This is a genomic window from Pseudomonas sp. P1.31 (assembly GCF_001269815.1).
In the GTDB taxonomy this organism is placed as follows: Bacteria; Pseudomonadota; Gammaproteobacteria; order Pseudomonadales; family Pseudomonadaceae; genus Aquipseudomonas; species Aquipseudomonas rustica.
Genome location: NZ_LHVN01000010.1, coordinates 39,284 through 55,145, shown reverse-complemented (window position 1 = coordinate 55,145; position 15,862 = coordinate 39,284). Strand labels below are relative to the sequence as shown.

At 58.5% G+C, this 15,862-nt stretch carries 10 protein-coding genes; all 10 read right to left on the bottom strand.

The genetic code is table 11. From position 1 onward, the window contains the following. Positions 1-6: 6 nt before the first annotated feature. Entirely contained in the window at positions 7-2,919 is a 2,913-nt protein-coding gene (locus AD669_RS07425) for a TIGR00180 family glycosyltransferase (protein ID WP_053118322.1), read from the bottom strand. Positions 2,920-2,980: 61 nt separating this feature from the next. After that, positions 2,981-3,715, bottom strand: a complete 735-nt coding sequence (locus tag AD669_RS07420) for a cephalosporin hydroxylase family protein (protein WP_053118320.1) — start codon at positions 3,713-3,715, stop codon at positions 2,981-2,983. A 63-nt stretch (positions 3,716-3,778) separates the two neighbouring features. After that, on the bottom strand, positions 3,779-4,636 hold the full coding sequence (locus tag AD669_RS07415; RefSeq protein ID WP_053118317.1) for an NAD(P)-dependent oxidoreductase: 858 nt from the start codon (positions 4,634-4,636) through the stop codon (positions 3,779-3,781). Continuing rightward, positions 4,633-5,859, bottom strand: a complete 1,227-nt coding sequence (locus tag AD669_RS07410) for a class I SAM-dependent methyltransferase (RefSeq protein ID WP_053118316.1) — start codon at positions 5,857-5,859, stop codon at positions 4,633-4,635. The genes AD669_RS07415 and AD669_RS07410 overlap by 4 nt, the downstream gene beginning before the upstream one ends. Next, positions 5,856-6,416, bottom strand: a complete 561-nt coding sequence (locus AD669_RS07405; RefSeq protein ID WP_053118314.1) for a dTDP-4-dehydrorhamnose 3,5-epimerase family protein — start codon at positions 6,414-6,416, stop codon at positions 5,856-5,858. Before AD669_RS07405 ends, AD669_RS07410 begins: the two co-directional genes overlap by 4 nt. Then, positions 6,413-7,495 (bottom strand): CDP-glucose 4,6-dehydratase, encoded by a 1,083-nt coding sequence (rfbG, locus tag AD669_RS07400; RefSeq protein ID WP_053118312.1) that lies wholly within the window; start codon positions 7,493-7,495, stop codon positions 6,413-6,415. The genes AD669_RS07405 and rfbG overlap by 4 nt, the downstream gene beginning before the upstream one ends. Then, positions 7,477-8,250 (bottom strand): glucose-1-phosphate cytidylyltransferase, encoded by a 774-nt coding sequence (gene rfbF / locus AD669_RS07395; RefSeq protein WP_053118309.1) that lies wholly within the window; start codon positions 8,248-8,250, stop codon positions 7,477-7,479. Before rfbF ends, rfbG begins: the two co-directional genes overlap by 19 nt. A gap of 259 nt (positions 8,251-8,509) precedes the next feature. Beyond that, the gene (locus AD669_RS07390; RefSeq protein ID WP_053118307.1) at positions 8,510-12,112 is read right to left on the bottom strand and encodes a glycosyltransferase; all 3,603 of its coding nucleotides are present in this window, start codon (positions 12,110-12,112) and stop codon (positions 8,510-8,512) included. A 107-nt stretch (positions 12,113-12,219) separates the two neighbouring features. Further along, positions 12,220-13,788 (bottom strand): flagellar hook-associated protein 3, encoded by a 1,569-nt coding sequence (locus tag AD669_RS07385; RefSeq protein WP_053118305.1) that lies wholly within the window; start codon positions 13,786-13,788, stop codon positions 12,220-12,222. 13 nt (positions 13,789-13,801) lie between these two features. Next, positions 13,802-15,847, bottom strand: a complete 2,046-nt coding sequence (flgK, locus tag AD669_RS07380; protein ID WP_053118303.1) for a flagellar hook-associated protein FlgK — start codon at positions 15,845-15,847, stop codon at positions 13,802-13,804. Positions 15,848-15,862 lie beyond the last annotated feature (15 nt).

Below are 15,862 nucleotides of genomic sequence, written 5' to 3'. Positions count from 1 at the left end.
GCGAGCTTAAGCGAGCAACTGCGCCCAGTTGATCGAGGCCTTGTCGCCCAAGGTAAAACCTTTGCCGCTCAGGGCCAGGTTGGCGTTGTAAGCCGGATCCTGCGCGAAGGCGTTGCTCCATTTCTCACGCAGGGCTTGCAGTGCTTCTGGCGCCTGCGGCAGTTCGCCGTTATGCAGCACTTGCACCAGCGGCGTCCACACGATGAGGTAACCGGCCTGACCGGCCTTGAGGCACAGATCGACATCGGCATAACCGTCGGCGAAGGTCACTTCGTCCAGGCCGCCAACCGCGTTGAACAGTTCTTTGCGCACCATCAGGCAAGCCTTCGACACGGCGGAGTAATTTTGCTCGACGGCCAAACGATGCATGTAGCCTTCAGCAGCATGCTTTTCGCCTACGAAGGGTGAACCCACGCCCCCATTCAGACCCAAAATCAAACCGGCGTGGGAAATTTTGCCGCTGCGGTCGACCAGCTTGGCGCCGACGATACCGACTTCAGGACGCTGGGCGTGGTTGAGCAGTGACTCAACCCAGTTCGGATTGACGATTTCACTGTCAGCGGCCAACAGCACCAGATACTCGCCCTGCGCCTGCCCGCTGGCAGCGTTGTACAACGCCACCTCGCCGAGCGGCTGATCGGCTCGCAGCACATTCACTTTGGCATTGCGCAAAGTACCCAGCCAGTCGTTGACCGCCGCCGAGTGATTCGGGTTTGCCGCGATCAGTACTTCATAACGGCTGTAACGGGTTCTGAGCAAAACACTTTCCACGCAGCGCCGTAACAAGGACAGATCATCAATGGCCGGCACAATGATCGAAACCAGTGGCTGTTCGCAGTGGCGATAGTCGATCTGCCATGTGCCCGGCGACGCCGAGGCGACCTTGGCCTTGTAGCCGCGATTACTCAAATGACGGAGCAACGCCTGACGTTCGTGAGCGTTTTCTTCAAGCAGCGGCGCCTGGCAAATCAACAGGGGCTCGTCGAGATGTGCTAGACCGCCAAGACCGCCCTGCTCAATGATGCGCAAGAGCAAATCGAATTCCAGCGCTTTGCTGAAATCCGCCTGATATCCACCGACCTCAAGCAGAATGTCGCGACGAATCAACCAGTGGCGAGCCATGAGCGATGGATGGCTCTGCAACAGATCCAGGTTGAAACCAGGACGGTACACATCAACCAGTGCGCCGGTTTCGGTGCGCTGAATTTCATCGGTGGAAACGGCACGCACATCAGCAGCGGACATCAGTTCCAGGCTGGCGCGCAACAAACCGCTCGCGGTGAACTCATCCCCCACCTGTGCCAGCATCAGCCAGTCACATGGCGACTGGCTGGCGCTCTGGTTCAACTTGTCTACGAAATTGCCCGGCGAAACCCGAACAAAATGCAAGGTATTTTGCGCAGTGGTGGAGGCAAGCGGTTCGCCGGTCGTGAACACCACTATTTTGAAGGATTTGCAGTGGCCTTCGACGAGGCTGTCGAGTGTGGTTTGCAGCTTGTCGACGTTGTTGTCCAGATCCAGCAGGAAGATGCCGAATTGTGGGCCACCGTTGTTCTCGGCCAGATGACCGGCAATCTTTGCCGCTTGTTCGGCGTCAGGCTCGCGAGCGTCCAGCCATTTGAGCAGGCGCCCCGAACGCATGTTGCTGAATGCCGGGTAATGATCGGCGTTCGACGCATTGTCCAGGCGAGCGCTCCATTCGCGCATGGCCTGCGCTTGCGCTTCATCGCCAGTGGCGTCCAATTGCTCCGTCAGACGCTTGATAACGGAACGGTTAAATGCGTTGCTGTCGTGAGCTTGCCACAATCGGTCAATCACACTTTCAGCCGTATCGTTATTGCGCGCACGCAGCAGGTGCTCTTGCCGAGTCCAGACGCCTTCCAATTGTTCGAGCTGAACGCGACCGGCCGGCATTGCGTGAAGCAAAAATTCGAACTGGGTCAGCAGATCAAAAAAACGCTGATTGTAAAAAGGCATCTCGACGTATTGTTTGGGGCCGAACTTTCGCTCCGGTTCTTTGAGCAGTTGATTCCAGACTGATTGAAAAACCAGCTCGGCTGTCAACGCACGACCGGACTTGAGGCTATCAGTCATGGCCTCGAAGCTTTTGAGGGCAAATGCCTTGCGTTGATGCTGGTCAAGATGGGTGATGCCTGTCGGCAGCGATGCCAAAAACCCGGCAAATGCTTCACGCTCAGCCACGGACTTGGCATCGGCGAACGTCAGCGCGTGATACACCTCAGTGTTGTGATCAGAGAAGCCGATGTTGATCTCGCGAACAACATAAGGGATCGGCAGAACGCGCGCCTTGGCGTTAGCCAGCAAATAGTAACTATGGCCGATTTCCTGCCACTCAAAGCTAGTACCGGCAGGCAACGCTGCGTACCAGTCCTGAATGATCGAGGTGCGGCACACACCATAAAATGGCGGCACGTACTGATGCATGAAATCGAGAACGCGCTCTTCGGCACGCTCGGATGAGTAGTCCTCACAGATTTTCTTGTCGCGTCGGTAGTAGCTGACACTTCCGGCAAGCGCCAGGTACATCAGGCAGTAGCCGTGACACAAACCATAATCACGGTTTGCTTCAAGGAAGTTGACCGACTCGGCCAATGACTCATGCAAGATAAAATCGTCGTCAGCCGCGAACACCATGTAAGGCGTCGTCAGTTGCTTAACGCCGTAGGTCAGTTTGGCTTGCATGCCCCAGTAAGCAAATTGCGGCAGGTGCTGATAGTCGACCGAAGAAAAGTCCCCCTCCGGATGCTCGGGAGAAGAGTCCAAGACCAGGACTTTGCAAGGCAGGGTGCTGTAGTACTTCAGCGCCCGACGCAAAAAGGCCGGACGGTTATGGGTGATGAGCACCACCGTCAGCAATTCGCTCAGTGGCGTGTGTTCAGAACCGTAATTGCCTTGCATAACTTCTCCCACAACCGGCGAAACCGCCCGATAAACACTTTGATGATGGCGTTGATTTGACTCAGCGAACCCGACGCAGATAACCATCCGAGGCGACGGTAATCAGCAGCTTGTCCTGCATCGCTTGATCAATCTCGAAATCACGGTTTTCTTTCAAGTAGGCCCAGACCGCCGTTTTCGGATTGTCACCCGGCCCCCACGGACGATCCGGAAAGGCATCGGCCGGCATGTCTTCGACCACGGTGTCCATGACGATGCAATAGCTGTCTGTTGAGACCAGTGGTGCGTAAAGACGCAACTCTTCGAGAACGTGTTCATGGGTGTGATTGGAGTCGAGTACCACAATCACTTTCTTGCCTGCCGCCGCCTGACGAACCTGTTCGGCAACAGCCGGATCCAGACTGGAACCTTCGATCATGCTGATGCGTTTGATCATCGGATGGCTTTCAATGGCCTCACGGTTATGAGCCCGGATGTCGCGATCGATACCCAACACTTCGCCATGGCCTTGCAGCTCCAGCAGCGAAGCGTAGTAAATGATCGAGCCGCCATGGGCGATACCACACTCGATTACCAGATCCGGTTTGATTCGCCAGATCAGTTCCTGCATTGCCATCATGTCTTGTGGCAACTGAATGATCGGACGGCCCATCCACGAAAAGTGATAGGTGTATTTATGCTTGGCCGACTGGTTGTAGAACTCTTGGGCCAGCGCCTTGAGATTCTTGTCCTGGCCTTGGGCAATCACTTCAGCCTGGCACTCCGCCTCGAAGGCTTTGATTACGTTATCGCTCATTGTCCGGTCTCACTGAAAATTCATTTGAAAGTCACGTTGCCTAAGGCCTTGCGTCGGGCTCCATCAGCTTGTCTGCTGCGCCCCCAGTAACTGCTGCAGACGCTCGACCACCGCCCAGAACGCCATGGGTTCGTGAGTCGGGTAGGGGAAATACCCCAAGTTCAAATCGGTCGAGGCCCCGCGTTCACGCAGTCGCTGCTCCACCAACGACCTGACCGAAACTGGCTGACCGCTGGCGCAATTGATCACGCCGTTGAATTCGCGTTGTTGCGCAATAGCGGCGAGATAACCGGCGGCCGTTTCGATCGGCAGAAAATCGCGCAATTGCTCACCGGCCGACATGTTGAACGATGCATCGCCGGCATCGATCGCCCGGTCGAGTGCGGCCAGCAAACTGTTGGGGTTCTGCCCTTCACCATGCAGATAGAACAAGCGCGCCCACTGCAAGGTGAACGGCTGTGCCTGCTGCAGGTTTTGCAAAAACAGGTGCAGCGTGTGTTTGGCCAGACCATAGGGGTTCGCCGGTTGCGCCTCGGTCTGCTCACTGAGCGGGCCGCTTTGCATGCCGTATTCAAAACAGGTGCCGGTGACCAGAACTTGCTTCACGCCCGCCTCGACCACGCTTTTGATAAAGCGGTAATCGGCCATCAGGTTGTGCTCGAAATGAAACAGCGCCCGATAGTTCGGCAACCCCGGCCAGGCCAGATGCGCCAGTGCATCGACGCCATCGGTCAACGCGACAACATCCAGTTCAGCCGCGTGAATATCCGCGCTGACGAACTCGACGTCATTGATCCACGGCATGCCTTGCGCCGTTTCTGCGTTGCGCGCCACCGCACGCACTTCGCAGCCGCGCGCCAGCAATGCGGCGACCAGGTGCCGACCGACGAAGCCCGTGGCTCCGGTGACCAGAAACTTCACAGTACTTTCAACTCAGGCACGGCGATCACGAAGCGGCCGTCCCACTGACGCACTTGCGCCAGTTGCTGACTGACTTCGTGCAGCAGGTTCCACGGCAGCACCAGCACGTAATCCGGCTTCTCGATTTCAATGCGTTCCGGCGCAACAATCGGAATGCGGCTGCCGGGCAGGAATTTGCCCTGCTTGTGCGGATTGGCATCGGCCACCCACGCGAGCAAATCGGGTTTGACCCCGGCGTAGTTGAGCAGCGTGTTGCCCTTGGCCGCCGCGCCGTAACCCACTACGCGTTTGCCATCGGCCTTGGCCTGCAACAGGAAGCGCAGCAGTTCATGCTTGATGCGTTCAGCGGCGGGCGCGAGAGTCGCGTAGTACTCGGCGGTTTTGACCCCGGCATCGAGTTCGGCCTGCAACTGCTGCTGCACCGATGCTTGCACGGCGCGACGTTCGCCGTCCTTGCGCTGGACGAACACGCGCAGCGATCCGCCGTGGGTGTTCAGTTGGCTGACGTCGAACACTTGCAGACCGTTGCGCTCGCACAGTGTCTGCACGGCGGTCAGCGACAGGTAGGAATAGTGTTCGTGATACAGCGTGTCGAACTGCGCGCCGGCCATCAGCGTCAGCAGTTGCGGGAATTCGAAGGTGGCAACGCCGCTCGGCTTGAGCAGCGTTGCGAAACCAGCGAGGAAATCATTGATGTCCGGCACATGCGCGAGCACGTTGTTGGCGGCCATCAAGTCGGCGCCCCAGCCTTCGCTGTTCAGTCGCGTAGCGGTGTCGCGACCGAAGAACAGTTCGCGAATCTCCAGACCTTTTTCTCGTGCAGCTTGCGCGGTGCTGCGGGTCGGCTCAACGCCAAGGCACGGAATGCCACGCGCGGCGACGTATTGCAGCAGGTAGCCGTCGTTGGCAGCGATTTCCACCACGCGGCTGTCAGCGGTCAGGCCAAAACGCTCGACCATCTCGGCAACGTAACGCTCGGCGTGCGCCAGCCAGGTGCTAGAGAACGAACTGAAATACGCGTACTCAGCGTCGAACAGGCTGTCGGCGCGGGTGTAATCCTCGGTCTGTACCAGCCAGCATTGCTGACACACGGCGACCTTCAACGGTACCCATTGCTCGGCCTGTTCCAGGCGATCAGCGTGCACATAGGCGTTGGACGGTGGTGAGGTGCCGAGATCGATCAGCGGCAGGCTCAGCGGTGCGGCGCACCCACGGCAGTTCATAGACGCACTCCAGCGAAGTGTTGATCGAGCGCAGGATGGCTGGAATCGCGCGCTGACAAATTATTGACAGGCAACGGCCAGGCAATCGCCAGCCGTGGGTCGTTCACCGACAAACCGCCCTCGTGCTCCGGCGCGTAATCAGCGCTGTGCAGGTAGAGCAATTCAGCGTCCTCAGTCAGCGTCTGAAAACCGTGGGCGAACCCGGCCGGAATCAACAAACCGCGACCATCACCGGCCTTCAGATGCTCGGCGTGCCATTGCAAAAATGTTGCGGAATCCGGGCGCAAATCCACCGCCACATCCCACACTTCACCGCGCAGGCAAGTGATGAGTTTGGCTTCCGGCGCGTTGGCATTCTGATAATGCAAACCGCGCACGCTGCCCTTCTCGCGAGTGCAGGAATGGTTGATCTGGCGGATATGAAACTCAGCGCCAAACGCGCTCAGGCTGCCTTCGCAAAACAACCGCGCGAAGTGCCCACGCTGATCTTCGAAGCGCTTGTGCTGGACGCTGAACAGTCCGGCCAGTGGCAACGCCTTCAGGGAAAACTCGCTCACAACGCGCCTCGGTACAGGTTCAATTGGCCGAGGGTCACGGCGCGCATGTCGTCGCCGTTCTGCCACGCCAGATGCCAGTCGAGGGTTTGCGCCAGGCATTGCTGCAGTGACCAACGCGGCTGCCAACCGAGCAGTTGCCGCGCGCGACTGCTGTCCAGACGCAACAGTCCGGCCTCGTGCAATTCACTCGGTTCGATGCGCAAACCGCGAGCCTGCGGCCAGCGATTGGCGAGCAGTTCAACCACTTCGCCGACGCTGCACATGTCCGCCTCGCCGGGGCCGAAATTCCATGCGCCGGTGTATTCCGGGCCTTGCTCGTAGAGGCCAGCGGCCAATTGCAGATAACCGGCCAGCGGCTCCAGCGCGTGCTGCCATGGGCGCACGGCTTGCGGGTAACGCAAGGTCACTGGCTCGTCTGCCGACCAGGCTTTCAGTACATCGGGAATCAATCGCTCAGGGGCGAAATCACCGCCGCCCAACACATTGCCGGCGCGCGCCGTGGCGAGGGCCAGACCATGCTCGGCGTACTTGTCCGCCGGGAAAAACGACGCGGCGTAAGACTGCGCCAACAACTCGCAACAGGCTTTGCTGCTGCTGTAAGGATCGTGGCCACCAAGGGCTTCGTCTTCACGGTACGGCCACAGCCATTCCTTGTTGGCGTAGACCTTGTCGGTGGTCACCAGCACACAGGCGCGCACGCAACCGACCTGACGAATCGCTTCGAGCAGGTTGAGCGTGCCCATCACGTTGCTGGAATAAGTGCCTAGAGGATCGCGATAGCCTTCACGCACCAACGGCTGCGCCGCCAGGTGCAGAACGATCTCCGGCTCGGTGTCGGCGATGATCTCCAGCAGCGCGCCGAGATCGCGCAAATCACCGCGCTGATCATTGATGCCTTCGTGTACGCGCGCCAGTTCGAACAGGCTCGGTTCGGTCGACGGATCGAGGGCAAAACCGCTGACCTCGGCGCCAAGGCTTTGCAGCCACAGGGTCAGCCAGCTGCCTTTGAAACCGGTATGCCCGGTGACCAGAACGCGTTTACCGCGCCAGAAATCCGCACTCAGGCCCATTGCTTCCATGGGGCCTCCCCGCTCTGCCACAGCGCTTCAAGATGATTCTTGTCGCGCAGGGTGTCCATCGGCTGCCAGAAGCCATCGTGTTCGAACGCTTTCAACTGTTCGTCCTCAGCGAGACGGGTCAGCGGTTCCGCCTCCCAAGTGGTTTCATCGCCAGCGATATAGGGGAGCACCTTGGGTGACAGTACGAAAAAACCGCCATTGATCCAGCCACCGTCGCCTCGAGGCTTTTCGGTGAATCCGAGAACCTGATCGCCTTGCCGTTGCAGCGCGCCGTAACGGCCAGGCGGCTGTACCGCAGTCACTGTCGCCAGACGTCCATGAGACTGATGGTATTTCACCAACTCACCGATGTTCAGATCAGAAACACCATCACCGTAAGTGAAGCAGAACGCGTCTTCATCCTTGAGGTAGCGGCCGGCACGCAGCAGACGGCCACCGGTCATGGTTTCCTCGCCAGTGTCGATGAGAGTGACGCTCCACGGTTCGCTGTAGTTCTGGTGAACGTCCATGCGGTTCTCGCGCATGTTGAAAGTGACGTCGGAGGTATGCAGGAAGTAATTGGCGAAGAAGTCCTTGATCGCATAGCCCTTGTAGCCAAGGCAAATGACGAAGTCGTGAATTCCGTGGGCGGAATACTGCTTCATGATGTGCCAGAGAATTGGCTTGCCGCCGATCTCGATCATCGGTTTTGGCTTGAGGTGCGACTCTTCACTGATGCGCGTGCCGAGGCCACCCGCCAAAATTACTGCCTTCATCGTCTCCCCTCTCGTTCGTCACCGGGCTGCGCTTGGCTTTCTTGAGCTTTGCGGCCTTCTGGCTAGACCTTTTGCCGATTCGGGCGCTGACGCAATGACCGCGAGCGCTCGTTTTATGGCGATTTGAGGGGGACTTGCAGGAAACGCGCCAGCTCCACAAGCCCTTCGCCCAACCCTCTCGCAAGCTCGGCTGCAACTCATTTCGCAAACATAAAAAAAGACGATCCAAGAGATCGCCTTTTTCGCACAGCCTGACCGATCAATCCGCCAGCCATCCATACTCCCAATAGCGCAAGTTATCACCACGCAACACATAGTCGCGCAAGACCACCTCACGTAGATCATCCCCCATGCGATAACTGGCGTCCGGGTCAGCCAAGTGCATGCGAATCGCCTGAAGCCATTCATCCGTGGTGTTGGTTTTGACCCGCGTGCAAGGCAGGTAGCCGCGATAAGCCTCGGTGTCGGTGCAGATCACCGGATAACCGCAAGCGCCGTATTCCAGCAGACGCAGATTGCTTTTGCAGTCGTTGAAGATGTGAAATTCCAGCGGCGCTAACGCCAGATCAAGGTTGAGGCTGGCCAGTTTGGCCGGGTACACGTCCAGCCCGATCACCCCATGGAACTCATGCATGTACGGCTGAAGTTCTTCGGGGCACATGCCGAAAAAGACCCAGTCGACTTCGCCGGCCAACTCGCGCACCACATCAGCGATCACCGCCAGGTCGCCGTGGTGACTGGTGCCACCGCCCCAGCCGACTCGCGGTTTTTTCGACGTTCGCCGTTGGCTGTGCATGTTGCTCCACATTTTTGCGTCGAGCATGTTCGGCACCACGCGAATATCGTGATGCATGTCCGCCAACGCATTACCTAGCGCGGCGGTCGAGACCACCACCCGATCGCACATGCCAATGGCACGGCGAACCAGACTTTCCATCTCCTGCCTGCTCGGCATGTTGCGGTTGTGCGCATTGCGGTGCGGGACATCAATGACATAGTCATCCAGTTCGTAGATCCGCCGCGCACTGAAATAGTTGCTCAACACCGGCATCTCATTGATCGGTGCTTCTGAGTAACGGCCTTGCAGAATGATCACATCAGGGGACTGACGCTCAATCTCGATAATCGATGGCAGACTCGAACTGTAACGAATCCGCCCCTGCGCCCTGCCCGCCGCCTCCAGCTCAATCAATGGCTGAGTAACGCGGTAGTGCCCGATGGCGGAAGCATTGACCGGCAACGCGAGAATTTTAGGTAACGAGGTATTGGAGAATGGACTCCAGCCACTGCACAGGCCTGGTTCCAGCGCGAAGCTCGACCCCACATGCCCCTGCAAGGAAAGATTGGGATTGTAGGCAGGATCACGGGCAACAACCGGTAGCCAGCGTTTATAGAATGTTTCCTCATGCTGTCCGACCACGGTTTGCTCATCTTCGAGAGCAACCTCGCTCCGCCGCGCGCCGAGCGCCAGTGCGGCATAAGGCGTCCAGACCACCAGAAACCCCTCTTGAGCCACGCGCAGACACAAATCCACCTCGTGCAGCGTCTTCGGCAGATGCTGTTCATCCAGGCAACCCACCGCCTCAAATACCGATTTGCGCACCATCAGACAATCCGCCCCGACAGCACTGAGGTTCTGCACAGACTGCAAGCGGAACATGTACCCGGCGGATTGCATGGCGTTGCCGTAGAACGGCAGCCCAGCGGGACCTTGCAAACCGAGAATCACACCAGCATGCAAAATATGTCCGTCAGGGTTGAAGAGTTTGCCACCGACGATTCCCACTTCGGGGCGCTGGGCATGATTGAGCAACTCGTCGAGCCATTCTGTTTGGGTAATCACTGCGTAAGGATTCAGCAGCAATACATATTCGCCACGGGCATGGCCGACGGCGAAGTTGCGCATAGCCGCAATATTGCCATGAGCCGGGTATGACAGCACACGAACGCGATCACTGCCCAATTGCGCCATACCGGCGAACCATTCACAGGCTTCGCCGCTCTCACTGCCATTGTCCACCAGCAACAGCTCGTACTCGCTGTACGCGGTTTTCTCCAACAAGCTGTCAACACAGCGCTGCAAGGCAGGAATATGGTCTTTGCTGGCAATGATGATCGATACCAGCGGGCGTTGCGCATGGCGATAATCGACCCGATTGAGCAAATCGGTGCTGCCACGCCGAATATCGTGAGCGATGTTCAACCGATCAAGGTGAGCCGCCAGCAACAGTGAGCTGTTTTCCACCACTTCGGGCAGCGACAGCCACTTGGCCAGATCGAATGCAGACTCAACGACAATCTCGGCCAAATGCCCGACCACTTGCGTACCTTCCCGCTCAACCATTCGCCAGAGCAGGTCATGCGGGGCCAACTCGGCAAATGCACAATCGAAACCGCCCAGCATCACAAAGGTTTCGCGCCGGAACGCCAGGGCACGCCCCACGTAGGGATAAGTGCGCATCAGATCCAGATTGAAGTCAGGCTTGAATGCTGGCTCAACCGATTCACCAAGACGCAAACTGCCCTCGTCGCCATAAAGACAGGTCAGTGCAGCAGTGAACGCGATGCGCTCGGCGATCATCAACAGGGCCGGCACTACCAATCGATCACCGGCACGCAGCAGATAGAACCAGTCAGCCCCCTCAAGCTGTGGCAAAAGCTCATTAAGCTGATGTCGCCAGTTTTCCTGCAGGGGTAAATGGAACACCCGCCCATCCAGTACCGGCTCAACGCAGTCAGCAGACAACACCAGCGTCAGCTCCGGCGCATAAGCCTGAGCCGCCAGGCTTTCGAGCGTCCGCTCAAGCGCTGAAGGACTGTGCTGATCATCAACAACCACTGGCACTATTCGCGGTGTACACGGCCAACCGGCCAGAGTGTCCGGCAGCAGCCGACGCTGCACATCACTCAGCGTCCGGCATTCCAGCCATTGCGTATAGAGCTGAGAAAAACTCTGACTGTTGGTACCGACACTCCATATCTGCGCACTTTGCTTGGTGCCCAGCGTACGGCTCAGTGGCAACTCTTCCCAGACCCGTGGTGATTCATCAGCCTTGGGCATCGGCACATATCGCACCCAACCCGGTGCTGGCGCCGACTCACCGCCGCGCGCCTTGAGCATCTGCAGTAACCACTGCTGTTCGATCTCTCGCGCATCTTTCATCGCCTGTTGGCCACTCAGGCGATCCGGATACAAGCGTTCGACACTCAACACATGATTGGAGACGACCACATTGCCGCGCCGCAGCAAACATACGAACAGAGCAAAATCCAGGCTCGCGACAAAACAATGACCCGGCTGGGTCAAAGCCGGCAACAGTTCCAGAATGTCACAACGACGGAACAACGCATTGCTGAAACCGCCAAGAATATTGGCCGGGAATTTCTCGAAGATTGCCAGCAGATCACTGCCCTTGAACAGACCACTGATCGGTGACAGTGGCGTGTTTTCCAGTCGCGAAGGCAATGCCATATCGTCAGCGTCCCAGAACAGACGCTGAGCTAAAACCAGATTGACCTCGTCCCGATTGGCCAGCACGTGGGCCTGACGCTCGATACAGCTCGCAAACAGCTGATCGTCGTCACACAGGAATTTGATGAACTCACCTTGGGTTTGCTCAAGACAAACCTTCAGGTTTTCGACCATTCCCAACGTACGTGGATTGCGCAGATAGCGCACTGCAACCGCGGATTGCTCTGCCACTGCGACAACTATTTTCTCGATCTCGTTGCCACGACTGTCATCGCACACAACGATCTCAAGATTGCCGTAGCCCTGACTGACGGCACTGCGCAATGCACGTTCGAAAAAACGCGGATTAAACGCGGGGATGGCGATGCTGACGAGAGGAAGTGAATTCACGGCGGGCTCACAGGCGGTACGAGCCTGCTCGGAAAGCGAGCCCTGAAACCGCTAAAAAACATTAACTGAGGGACACGGCAAACGGGCGCCTGCGCGCCCGATTACTGTCAGATCTTGTTGAACAGACCCAACTGGCTGATCTTGCTGAACGCCAGTTGCGCCGCTTGCAGCATGGTCTGCTGCAGGGTCAGGCGGGTCATGACTTCGGCCGGATCCGAATCACGGATCGAACCTTGAGTCGTGGAGTTCGCCGTGCTCAGGCTCTGGTTGGTGACGACCTGCATATCCAGCGACTGGCCACGGGAACCGATCGACGTGACAGCAGCGCCGACCTGATTGCTCGCGGCATCGATGTTGCCAAGACCGCCTTCCATGATGCCCTGGAATTTCTGCTTGGCCACATCATCGCCGTCGATCGGTGCGTTCAGCGCGGCAACCATCTGACCCAGGGTATCGAGGATGTTCTGGGTCTGGTGATCATTAGGCTGAATCGAAAACTGATCGCCGGCAGCCGGCGCATTGCCCAGTGCGAACGTCACGCCCGCAGCTGTGGCGTTGTTGCCCGACACCGTACCCGAAGAAACTGGCTTGCTGTCAGCCGTCACTGGCGCCGCGTACAGGTCGAACGCGGTGGCGCTGGTGAACTTGAGCACCGCCCCGCCCTGTGGGAACGCGGCAGTGTAAGCGGCCTGATCAGTGATGTTCGAGCCAGTGATCACGGCAGTGGATGGATTACCCGGGCTGCGCGTCGTGGTGAACGAATCAGGCGTGGCCGCCAACTGGAAGCTGTGCCCGGCGATGACCGCGTCCGGATCGGTGTCGCCGGCCTTGAGGTTGATGTTCAACTTCATGTCGACGCCACGGAAACTGACGGTCTGGTTGGCGCCGCTGGAATTGAGAATCGCGCCGCCCTTGGTCGCTTCAGCGGTGACGTCGTTGCCCTGCGCATCGGTGATTTTCAACTGAGTGCTGCTGAGAAAGCTGACCGTGTACGGCTCGCCGCCGGTGAACTTGGCGTTGTAAGTCGCCGCGGTGCCCACGGTGCCGTTGGACAGCACGACACGGCCATCGTCGACTGCCGGCGACGTCATGCTGGTGTTGGTGCGCGCGGTATTGATGGTCTGCTGGAAAGCGTCCCAACCGGTGGTATTGGTGCCGACGGTCATGCCGTCGCCAATCCCCAGATTGATGGTGGTCTGGTCACCGTTGTAGGTGTAAGTGCCGTCCGGATTCTGCGAGTACGGCGCGGTGTCGGTTTTCGAACCGGAGAACAAATAGTTGCCGTCGGCATCCTTGGAGTTCATCAGGCCCAGCACTTGTTGCTGGATCTGCGCCAGTTGCGAGGCGTAAGCCTGGCGATCCTTATCAGTCAGCGTGCCGTTGTTGGCGGCCAGGCCGATTTCCTTGGCGCTCTGCAATGCAGTGGTGATGGAATCCAGTGTGGTTTCCTGCACCGACAACGCATTCTTGGTGCTGTTGATGTTGCCGTTGTACTGATCGAGCAACGCGGCCTGCTGGCCCAGTTGCAGCAAACGACCGGCACCGACCGGATCATCCGATGCGGTGTTGATCCGCTGCAGGCTGCTCGCCTCGCTCGCGGTGGCCACAGCCTTGTTGAAGTTACGCTGATAGTCCGACGCTTGCGTGCCGTAATACTGGGCGGTGGAAATGCGCATGAATTACGACTCCTTAAAGGCTGTTGATCAGCGTGGCGAAAGTTTCCTGCGCAGCTTTGATGATCTGCGAAGACGCTGTGTAGTACTGCTGATATTTGACCAGGTTGCCGGTTTCTTCATCGAGGTTGACCCCGGACAGCGAATCGCGCGCACCTTGCGCGTTATCCAGAATCGCCGTGGTCGCGGCGCTGTCAGACTTGCCTTGGGCAGTCTTGGTGCCGACGTTGGTCACCAGTTTGTTGTAGGCGTCGGTCAGGCTGATGCCCTTGCTCGCCGAACCGGTGTCGACCGTTTGTTTGGTTTGCAGACCGACCAGCGCCTGCGCGTTGCGGTTGTCCGAAGACGCCGCACCGGTGAGGTTCATGGTGAAGGTTTCACCGGACTTCGGCGTGCCGCCGACCGTGGTTTGCACGGTGAAAGTCTTCTGCACATTCGGCGTAACGGAGGTGTCCATCACTGGATTGCCGTTGGCATCGAGGACGCCGACTTTCAGGTTCAGTGTGTTCGATTGGCCAGGCACGATGGTGCCGGTGCCGATGTTCTGCCCCTTGGCGTCGACCAGCGTGTACGACTGACTGCCGCCGCTGGCGTCACCGAACACCAGTTTCACTGGCGTCGAATTCTTCAGCGCCGCCTGCATGTCAGCCTGGGCAGTCGGGTTGTAGATGTTGATCGTGTCGCTCAGCGTCGGCTGGGTGTAAGTGCCCAGACCGTTGGCGCTGGCCGAACCAGTCAGCGGGCCTGCGGCAGCGATCTTCTTCGGATCGCTGAGCACCGTCTGGATGCTCGCGGCGGCATTACGCGTCGGGGTGATCTTGAAGCTGTCACCGGCGCTCAACGCGCCACCGTTGAGGGCGAGGGTGAAACCGTCAATCACTGGCGGCGGATTGGTCGTGGTGCTGAACGTACCGAGGTCGGTGCCGTCGGAGCGCTTGACGCTGTAGTCGGTCGCGCTGGTGAACGTCACCTGATAATCGCTGGTGGTCAGCTTGCCGGTGTCCTTGATGGTCACGTCAAGGTTGCCCGAACCGCTGCTGTTGCCGGCCTGCGCGATGCTGCGCTGACTGATCAGCGCGGCACTGTTGATGTTGTTGAAAATCGCCGCGCCGAAGTCACCGTTCTTGTCGATGCCTTGCGCTTGCTGGCTGTTGATCTGATCGGCGACTACCAAGGCCACACGGCCCAGCTCATTGAGCGACGGGTCGAGAACGTCTTTGCGATACGTCAGCAGACCACCGATTTCGCCACCGCTGATCACCGAGGTGATGTCGATGGTGCTCGAACCGCGATCCATCTGAATCGACATGCGCGACGGATCGTCTTTGCTGGCAACCATGCTCAGCGAGTTGGTGGTGTTGCCGATCACCAGCGGCTGGCCGCTGCCGACATACACGTCAAAACTGGTGCCGCGTTCAACGACCTGCGCGCCGGTCAATTCGGAGAGCTGGCGCACGGCTTCGTTACGGCTGTCGAGCAGGTCGTTAGGCGCGCCGCCGCTGGTGGAAATCTCACCGATCTTCTGGTTCAGGTTGGCAATCGACGTGGCCAGTTTATTCACCTGAGCAGTCATGTCGCTGAGGCTGCCGTTGATGGTGGTGTTCTGGTCATTCAGTTGCTTGGCGAGGGCGTTGAAGCGGCTGCTCAGCGCTTGCGCACCGGTCAGTACCGACTGACGCGAGGTGTCGTCGGTGGCCGAGGTCGACACGCCTTGCATCGAGGTGAAAAACTTCTGCAGCACACCGGTCAGACCGGTGTTGGTGTCAGACAGAATCGAGTCCAGCGGCGTGGCCTGGGCCAGGTACGAAGCCGCTTCGCTGTTCAGCGAGGTCGCGGTGTGCAACTGCGATTCCAGGTACGAGTTGTAGACCCGACGCACGTCGGCGAGGGTCGTGCCCGTGCCGATAAAAACAGTGCCGTACTGCTGCGAGGCTTTGGTGCCTTGCACGGTTTGCTGACGTGAGTAACCGGCGGTGTCGACGTTGGCAATGTTGTTGCCTGTCGTAGCCAAAGAGGACTGGCTCGACGCCAGACCCGACATCCCGATATTGAGCAAACTCATGGTTCAGACCTTATA

What these genes read in the sequence shown, in the direction of transcription:
- AD669_RS07425 (WP_053118322.1), bottom strand. Translation starts at nt 2,919, where the DNA reads ATGCAAGGCAATTACGGTTCTGAACACACGCCACTGAGCGAATTGCTG.
- AD669_RS07420 (WP_053118320.1), bottom strand. Translation starts at nt 3,715, where the DNA reads ATGAGCGATAACGTAATCAAAGCCTTCGAGGCGGAGTGCCAGGCTGAA.
- AD669_RS07410 (WP_053118316.1), bottom strand. Translation starts at nt 5,859, where the DNA reads ATGAACTGCCGTGGGTGCGCCGCACCGCTGAGCCTGCCGCTGATCGAT.
- rfbG (WP_053118312.1), bottom strand. Translation starts at nt 7,495, where the DNA reads ATGGAAGCAATGGGCCTGAGTGCGGATTTCTGGCGCGGTAAACGCGTT.
- rfbF (WP_053118309.1), bottom strand. Translation starts at nt 8,250, where the DNA reads ATGAAGGCAGTAATTTTGGCGGGTGGCCTCGGCACGCGCATCAGTGAA.
- AD669_RS07385 (WP_053118305.1), bottom strand. Translation starts at nt 13,788, where the DNA reads ATGCGCATTTCCACCGCCCAGTATTACGGCACGCAAGCGTCGGACTAT.
- flgK (WP_053118303.1), bottom strand. Translation starts at nt 15,847, where the DNA reads ATGAGTTTGCTCAATATCGGGATGTCGGGTCTGGCGTCGAGCCAGTCC.